The sequence below is a fragment of the Microcystis sp. M179S2 genome (assembly GCF_020245805.1).
In the GTDB taxonomy this organism is placed as follows: domain Bacteria; phylum Cyanobacteriota; class Cyanobacteriia; order Cyanobacteriales; family Microcystaceae; genus Microcystis; species Microcystis aeruginosa.
This window is the reverse complement of record NZ_JADBUE010000308.1, coordinates 1-4,441: the sequence shown is the minus strand read 5'-3', so window position 1 is coordinate 4,441 and position 4,441 is coordinate 1. Positions and strand designations below refer to the sequence as shown.

Here is a 4,441-nt window from a genome sequence, read left to right as displayed (position 1 = left end):
CCTCATTATCCCGTTTTACCGAAATGCCAGGGTGAAACTCATGCACATCAATACCCCGCTCCTGAAACAGACGCACCACCGCAGGACGCACTTGCCACTCGACAAACTCTCCTAAACGATTGCCCAACTCCCCAATCTGCTGACTAACTCTGTTAATTTGCTTATCTGTTTCTTTTTGAGCTTGGGATAACTCTTGTTGGGATTGAGCTAATTGCTTTAGTATTGCCCGAATGTCTTCAATAGTGGCTGTCATAATCAATTTTCTCAAGTTAAAGTGAAATTTTCTCTATTATAGCCCGATCGCTTTTTCTCCCTTGAAGTAACCGTTCAGGGGGGGAAGAAATCTGGTAATCTAAGAGGCATAGAGGAGAAGCACCTACGGTAATCCTATAATAAGTCTAAACTGTTATTTGAATGATTGAATGAATACTATGATTGTGTTGTATTCAGCAAGTCTTCATCAATGATCAGTTATAGTCCATTACATAGTCAAATTGATCGCAGTTAAGACGATGGATGTGACTGTCGCATCATTTGTAAATTATTACGAATCATTTGTGTATTGAGATGCTCTTTACTTAATGTATTGCCATACAATACTTTTGTCATTTAATCAGTAGGAAGCAGGTCTGAAATTATATTTAAAAAATCTCTCACTTTTGCAATGAAAGGAAGAACTTGTAATTCATCAAAATCTGCAAAGTCTGTATAATCTGCTTCGAGACGGTATTCAAACAATTCGTTATAAATTGCACCAAAGTCTTTTGAAATAATTTCGCTACGGATGTAGTTTTTGTTGAAGAGACTACGGACACCTGTATGTTTTGGAGATGAGAGATTATCATAAGCAAGTAAAGCCGTAACAGCATAAAAGCAACTATAGTACAGACGATTGATACAACTATTCCATCTTGCACCATCAGCAAGAGAACAAGCATCTTGATAAGCTTCCTCCGCACGATTTAAACGATACCTAATTAGTTGATCGTGAGGGGAATTTTTACTCATAGCATAATAGCTTCTTTGTTAACTGATTGCCAGAAAGGAGTAGTTTGTAATAAGGGATGTTCCCATTGATTTTTGCTGCGAACAATGGTACAAATAACTTCTTCTGTTTCCCATTCGATTTCATAAATTTGACGACGGATTTGAGATGTGCGAGTAGGGTTAGTGATCCCATCAACTAATACTAATATATCCCAATCAGAGTCTGGTTGAGCATCGTTTCGCGCCCGTGAACCATAAAGAAATATTTGCGCTTGTGGTTCGATCGCTTGTACTGCTTGTTTAATTTTATTGAGTAATAGTTGTTTGTCCATGATTTTTTATTACCTTTTTGTACTGCAAAACAATATTAACAATATAGTCCATCCCATAATCCCATAATAAGTCTAAGCTGTGATTTGAATGATTGAGTGAATACTATGATTGTGTTGTATTTGGCAAGTCTTTATCAATGATCAATTATAGTCTATCCCATAATCGCATCAATCATAGTTTAGACTCTTTACCTAATAAAGCGACGCACTAGCCACCGAGTGAGCATCCATAGCAAATAAAACGGCATCCATAGAATAACTATAGGAATAACTATAATCCACTGCCACCAAGTTAAAGAAGTGGGTTTTTGCTGTTGTCGCAGCCTTTGTAAATTATTACGACAGGTTTTTGTATTAGGATGATTGTCTCCTAAGAGTCGTTTATACAAATCTAATGCTTCTAGATAGAGAGGTTCTGCTTCTGTGTACCTGCCTTGGGAATTGTACAATCCTGCTAAATTGTTGAGGGAAGTTGCCACATCGGGATGATTGTCTCCTAAGAGTCGTTTTCTCAATTCTAAAGCTTCTAGATAGAGAGGTTCTGCTTCTGTGTACCTGCCTTGGGAACTGTACAATCCTGCTAAATTGTTGAGAGATTGTGCCACATGGGAATGATTGTCTCCTAAGAGTCGTTTCCTCAATTCTAAAGCTTGTAATAAGAGGGGTTCTGCTAATTCGTACCTTCCTTGGGATTTGTACAATCCTGCTAAATTGTTGAGGGATTGTGCAACATAAGGATTGTTCTCCCCTAATAGTTGTTTATCTAATTCTAAAGCTTGCAATAAGAGGGGTTCAGCTTCTTCGTACCTTCCTTGGGATAAGTACAATCCTGCTAAATTGTTGAGGGAACTTGCTACATGGAGATGATTCTCCCCTAATAGTTGTTTAAAAAATTCTAAAGCTTGTAAATAGAGGGGTTCAGCTTCTTTGTATCTTCCTTGAGATAAGTACAATAATGCTAAATTGTTGAGGGAAGTTGCAACATCAGGATGTTTTTCTCCCAAGCGACGGCGAGTTACTTCTAGACATTGCTTACACCAAGGTTCAGTTTGTTCGTACAATCCCTGCCTATAATAAAAACTCCCCAATCCTTGAAAAGACGGGATTAAATCTTCATCTTCCAGCCATTGTTCTAACTCTGTCGCTGACTCCGCAATATGGGGAATAGATAGGGCGACGGCTTCCACTTGCTCCTTAGTAGGAGTCTCAGGAATAGTCTTTGCCTCCTCAACCATACCCCGACAAAAGGAGCGTTTCAACTCATCTCCATCCTCTCGCAGTGCCAACTTAGCTTGAAAAAACTGTCGCACCAACGGATGAAACTGATAAACTTCTCCCTCTACCGCTTGCAACAGATGAAGGTTAAGTAATTCGTCCTCTCTAATATCTTCCAACTCCTCCTCATCTTCAGCCGACAAACACCGCTCTATCACCAACCGCCAAGGAATAGGAGCCAAAGCAAAGAGACTGAGGAAACAGCCTAAATCTCGCGCTGGCTGATTTAACGCCTCCCAACTCACCTCAAAAGCAGCCTCTACCCCTCTTTGCGCCGTCATATCTGCCGAAGCATTCTGCAATGCTGACAACTGTAAACCCTTATCTATCAACTGCTGCTGCATCCTTGCCAAGGTCCAATTAGTACGTCGCTTGAGGAAACGCCCCACCAATTCCAACCCTAAAGGCAAATAACCCAGCCACGCACATAACCCCTTCCCTACCTCTAATTCAGCTTGCAGACGCGACGCACCAATCAGAGATTTCAGTAAAGCAAGGGCGGCTGATTCGCTTAAAACGGGTAAACGCAACTGCTCAAAAGATGCCGCCAGCCAATGTTGCCGAGTCGTAATCAACACCTTAAAACGTTGTTCTTGGGGAGGCAAATAATCTTGGATTTCCCCATACTGATGCACATCATCTAAAATTAGCAGTACATCCCCCGGCGGTTGCCATCTCGCCCAACAATAATCCAATTGCCCCCGCAAATTCAAATCTTCCGGGGGAAACAAACCCAACTGCGACTTAGCAAAATTTAATAGTTGTACCCCCACCGTTTCCGCTTGCACCCCTATCCAACAAATACCGCCGGGATAAGTCGATTTTTTCTTATGATATAGCGCATACTGGAGAGCTAATTCTGTTTTACCCACTCCTGCCATGCCCGTAACGACGGCGGTAATCGCAATTCTTTCTTGTTGCTGTAACTGGTGGTGCAGTTGTGTCATTGCATCTTCACGCCCCACGAAATTAACCGCCCCAGTACGCGCTCGATTGAGATTATTCGGCGATTCTGCTGGTTTTTCCGCTTGGGGAGTCTGAGGGAGTTGAATGATTTTATCGCCAAGTACCTTATCGCCAAGTACCTTATCGCCGATGATTTGGTCTCCCTCTACATTCCCAGCAACACCAGAAACTGGTGCGTTGAAGTTTTGCTCAATCTTGGACTCTTCTGCCATTGTCGGATGCCTCCTTTGCCACATTGTAGGATGAGTTCGTAACCCATCCCAATATCACTCTGCTGTTTTCCAACCTTCAATTAAAGCCATTGTTACATTGAGGTAAGGATTATCTAGAAATTCCTCAAGGGCAGCTTTTCCCCCTGATGTCACCGCGCCTAGCAATCGCTTTCTGACAGGAGTTGACACCGCCGCATTGATGTAAGCTTCCTTTTGTTTTTCCGTCGCAGTGGGATTTGTCTCTTCCAGTTGTTTGAGCAATCGCTGAATTTCTGCGGCAGCTTCGGCTAAATCTTGCTTCTCAGAAGAAGGGTAGATAATTTGGTCTCCGGCAACTTTTCCGGCTACTCCGTAAACGGTTGCATTAAAGTTCTGTTGTACTTCTGGTGAATCAGGCATAGCTCGTACTCTCACCGATTAAAACAAGGGACAATTTCATCGCCAATCTTTTCAGATTTCTGTTCAGGATATCCTAACAAAAATGGCTCTCTTGGATTTGGTGGGTAAAATGTATTCTAAGATACATTTCTCCTAGCGAGGGGGTGGAACGAAAGCTAAACCTACCAAACCCGGGGCGTAAACTCCGCATCATTTAAAATTATTACATTTTCCCCTGACTGCACCAACACAAACAAACCCTGACGACAAGCGTAACTCGCCACCTCATTG

5 protein-coding genes and 1 pseudogene are annotated in these 4,441 nt (G+C 42.0%); all 6 read right to left on the bottom strand.

All coding sequences use genetic code 11. The features are described 5' to 3' along the window. On the bottom strand, window positions 1-253 hold a 253-nt coding region (locus tag IM500_RS19255; RefSeq protein WP_287739346.1), incomplete at its 3' end, for a DUF3782 domain-containing protein. 356 nt (window positions 254-609) lie between these two features. Continuing rightward, the gene (locus IM500_RS19250) at window positions 610-1,008 is read right to left on the bottom strand and encodes a HEPN domain-containing protein (RefSeq protein WP_002750396.1); all 399 of its coding nucleotides are present in this window, start codon (window positions 1,006-1,008) and stop codon (window positions 610-612) included. Then, complete coding sequence (locus IM500_RS19245) at window positions 1,005-1,319, bottom strand: nucleotidyltransferase domain-containing protein (protein ID WP_002737075.1); 315 nt, start codon at window positions 1,317-1,319, stop codon at window positions 1,005-1,007. The genes IM500_RS19250 and IM500_RS19245 overlap by 4 nt, the downstream gene beginning before the upstream one ends. Before the next feature lie 188 nt (window positions 1,320-1,507). Then, a complete protein-coding gene (locus tag IM500_RS19240; protein WP_287739345.1) occupies window positions 1,508-3,772 on the bottom strand; it encodes a tetratricopeptide repeat protein in 2,265 nt (754 codons plus the stop codon). A gap of 54 nt (window positions 3,773-3,826) precedes the next feature. After that, the gene (locus tag IM500_RS19235) at window positions 3,827-4,171 is read right to left on the bottom strand and encodes a hypothetical protein (protein ID WP_110543626.1); all 345 of its coding nucleotides are present in this window, start codon (window positions 4,169-4,171) and stop codon (window positions 3,827-3,829) included. A gap of 161 nt (window positions 4,172-4,332) precedes the next feature. Continuing rightward, window positions 4,333-4,441: pseudogene (locus tag IM500_RS19230) on the bottom strand (DUF3782 domain-containing protein); the annotation flags it as partial.

Coding starts and splice junctions, on each gene's coding strand:
- IM500_RS19235 (WP_110543626.1), bottom strand. CDS start 4,171: ATGCCTGATTCACCAGAAGTACAACAGAACTTTAATGCAACCGTTTAC.
- IM500_RS19240 (WP_287739345.1), bottom strand. CDS start 3,772: ATGGCAGAAGAGTCCAAGATTGAGCAAAACTTCAACGCACCAGTTTCT.
- IM500_RS19245 (WP_002737075.1), bottom strand. CDS start 1,319: ATGGACAAACAACTATTACTCAATAAAATTAAACAAGCAGTACAAGCG.
- IM500_RS19250 (WP_002750396.1), bottom strand. CDS start 1,008: ATGAGTAAAAATTCCCCTCACGATCAACTAATTAGGTATCGTTTAAAT.